The following is a 3,030-nucleotide window of genomic DNA, read 5'->3' on the forward strand; positions in this document are numbered from 1 at the left end:
GCAGGTACGACCTTCACCATCAGCTCGATATGGGACGCCTACTCCCCCGGCACGTCGAGCGGAAGCGCGACGGTGACGGTAAGCCCTCGGCCGGCGACGCCGTCGATCACGGCTCCCGCGAGCGTGGTCGCGAGCCAGTCCTTCACGGCCGCGGTGGCGAGCGAACAGGGCTTTACGTGGTCATGGACCGTCGTGAACGGCGCGGTGACGGCCGGAGCGGGGACGTCCACCGTCACCATCGAGGCCGGCACGTCGGGTCCCGTGACGATCGCCGTCATCACGGTGGACTCCGCGTCCGGTTGCGCTTCGGACGAAGCGTTCGTCTCGATCCCCATGACGATCCCCGCGACGCGCTTCTACCCGGTGAGCCCCTGCCGGCTGTTCGACACGAGGGAATCCGCAGGGCCGAGCGCCGGATCTCCTTCGTTGTCGGCCGGCGAGACGCGGACGTTCACGATCGGTTCACGCTGTGGCCTCGACACCGTGACCGCTCGGTCGATCTCGGTCAATCAGACGGTGGCGGATGCGGCGACCGACGGGGAGCTCGTGCTCTATCGAGGCGACCTGGATGCGCCGCCGCCATCGAGCAGCATCAGCTTCCGCGCGGGGAGGACCCGGGCGAACAACGGGATCCTGGAGCTCTCACGGACGGGGGACGGATCCTTCAAGGTGACGAATCGATCGGCGGGATCGGTCCATCTGATTCTCGACGTCAACGGGGTCTTCCGCTGAGAGTGGCCGCGAAGGCACGGCGGCCGGAATACGAGGCCGAGGCGCTTCGGAGGGGGGCGCACTGATGTCTCGGCGCAGGAGGAGCGAACGGGCCGCGGAGGAGCAGCGGCTCGCGGAACGGGAGGTTCACGTGCACGGGCCCCGCGGGGCGCGCGCCCTCGGCGAGGGCGGCGGCCACGGCATCTTCGGCGACGCGCCGCAGCATGGCGGACTGCTCGCCGGTGCCGTCGGCGTCGACCTCGTCGGGCACCGGCAGGTCGGCCTCGAGGCGCGTGCTGGGCGCGAACATGCCGGGCTGCCGCGTCGTCTGGTTCGCACCGACGCCGCGCAGCTCGGGCGGGCGGTCTGCGGTCAGCAGCAGCAGCGGCACGCCGGCGTGATGGGCCTCGAGGGCTGCGGGCAGGAGGTTCGCGGCGGCCGTGCCCGACGTGCAGATCACGGCGGCCGGCATCCCGGTCTCTCGTCCGACGCCGAGCGCCGTGAAGCCGCCGACCCGCTCGTCGATGCGCACGTGCAGCCGCACGGCGCCGCGGCGTTCCAGCTCGGCGGCGACGAGGGCGAGCGCCTGCGACCGCGACCCGGGGCACACCACGACGTGCTGCACACCGAGCTCGACGAGCCGGCCCAGCAGCGCCGCGGCGGCGTCGGTGGCCGGCGCGCGCAACTCGGCGGGCGCGTGCGGCTCGGCCGACGCCCGCGGTTCCGCGGCGTCAGCTGCGGGTGCCACGCTGACCGTTGGGCTCGTCGGTGTCGTCGGTCCCGCCGTGGGCGGGCGGATGCCACCGGGGGTCGTCGTCCTCCGCGTCGAGCGCGGCGAGCTCCTCCTCGAGGCGGCGGATGCGCTCGTCCTGGTCGCTGATCGTGCCGATCCCGCCGAGGAACTCGGGGTTGTCGTCGGGGGCCCGGAACACCGGCGCGGCCTTCGGACGGGTGCGTCCGATCGCGAACCACAGGATGCCGCCGATCACCGGCAGCGCGATCACGATGAGCATCCACGTCGGCTTGCCGACGCCGCGGTGGCGGGCGGGCGATTGCAGCGCACAGTCGGCGATGCTGTAGATCCAGAAAGCGACCGCCAGCAGCGCCACGATGAGCAGGATCCGTGCCACGCTTCCATCCTAAGCTCGCCCGGCGAACCCGCGGTCGGGGGCCGCTGTGACCATCCCGGGAACCGGGCTCGCGCGCCGGCCTCGCCGTCCCGTGGGACCCGTCGTCGGGCGCCGACGTAAGCTGGACCCATGAGAGTGCGCTCGGCGATCGTCTACTCGGTGCTGCGGCTGCTCGCGTTCTTCGTGCCGTTCGGCATCATGATGCTCTTCCCGCCGCTGCGCGAGCTCTACTGGCTCGCGGCGATCTTCGCGGCCCTCATCGGGCTGAGCCTGTCGCTGCTGTTCCTCCGCAAGCCGCTCGACGACGTCACGGCCGGCCTCGCCGAGCGCCGCGCGCAACGGCTCGAGCGGCGCGACACCGACGAAGAGGTCGAGGACGCCCTCAGCTGACGAGCGGATGCCGGCGGCGCCCCTCCGCGATCACGGCTCGGCGGCTCAGCCGACGAAGGCCCAGAACAGGAAGCCCGCGTACGCCAGCGAGGTCAACGACGTGAGCGCGAGCGCGACGACGAGCTCGCGCGGCTCGCGGTAGCTCCACACGATCACCGTGGCGGCGAGCGCCGGGAGGATCGCCAGCAGCCCGATCCACGCGATCGGGTACAGGAACGCCAGGAGGCCGAGGAGCACGAACGGCGCGAGCACGAACAGCGTGAACAGCACCTGCGTGGCCCGCTTGCCGATGCGCACGGTGAGGGTGCGCTTGCCGACGAGCCGGTCCTGGTCGATGTCGCGCAGGTTGTTGGCCAGCAGCACGGCGCACGCGAGAAGCCCGGCGGCGGCGCCGGTGAGCCAGGCCTCGTCGGGCACGACGCCGACCTGCACGAACGTCGTGCCGACCGTGGCGACCAGTCCGAAGAAGACGAAGACGAACACCTCGCCCAGTCCGTGGTAGCCGTACGGGCGTTTGCCGCCGGTGTAGAACCAGGCCGCGACGATGCACGCGGCGCCGACCGCGAGCATCCACCAGTGCTGCGTGCGCACGACGATCGCGACGCCCGCGAGCCCTGAGAGCGCGAAGAACACGAGCGCGACGGTCAGGACCGTCCGCGGCGCGACGCGGCGCGATGCGGTCAGTCGCGCGGGGCCCACGCGGTGGTCGTCGGTGCCGCGGATGCCGTCGCTGTAGTCGTTCGCGAAGTTGACGCCGATCTGCAGCGACACCGACACGGCGAGGCACAGGAGCGCCAGC

General features: G+C 72.0%; 4 protein-coding genes and 1 pseudogene. 2 read left to right on the top strand and 3 right to left on the bottom strand.

All coding sequences use genetic code 11. The annotated features are described in order from the left end of the window. On the top strand, nt 1-732 hold a 732-nt coding region (locus WML84_RS14310), incomplete at its 5' end, for a hypothetical protein (RefSeq protein WP_347346810.1). Between the two features lie 103 nt (nt 733-835). Here WML84_RS14310 and WML84_RS14315 read toward each other — a convergent pair. Both WML84_RS14315 and WML84_RS14320 read right to left on the bottom strand, forming a co-directional pair. Further along, nucleotides 836-1,396 (bottom strand): annotated as a pseudogene (locus WML84_RS14315) (thiamine pyrophosphate-binding protein); the annotation flags it as partial. Between the two features lie 46 nt (nt 1,397-1,442). Further along, nucleotides 1,443-1,841 (bottom strand): PLD nuclease N-terminal domain-containing protein, encoded by a 399-nt coding sequence (locus WML84_RS14320; protein WP_347346811.1) that lies wholly within the window; start codon nt 1,839-1,841, stop codon nt 1,443-1,445. A gap of 129 nt (nt 1,842-1,970) precedes the next feature. On the opposite strand from WML84_RS14320, the gene WML84_RS14325 reads away from it, so the two are divergent. Further along, nucleotides 1,971-2,231 carry a DUF4229 domain-containing protein gene (locus tag WML84_RS14325; protein ID WP_347346812.1) on the top strand — a complete coding sequence of 87 codons (261 nt, stop codon included), beginning with the start codon at nt 1,971-1,973 and terminating at the stop codon, nt 2,229-2,231. 45 nt (nt 2,232-2,276) lie between these two features. On the opposite strand, the gene WML84_RS14330 is transcribed toward WML84_RS14325, so the two are convergent. Continuing rightward, a partial coding sequence (locus WML84_RS14330) for a 1,4-dihydroxy-2-naphthoate polyprenyltransferase (RefSeq protein ID WP_347346813.1) occupies nt 2,277-3,030 on the bottom strand: 754 nt, incomplete at its 5' end.

This window comes from Microbacterium sp., from assembly GCF_039812165.1.
Classification (GTDB): domain Bacteria; phylum Actinomycetota; class Actinomycetes; order Actinomycetales; family Microbacteriaceae; genus Microbacterium.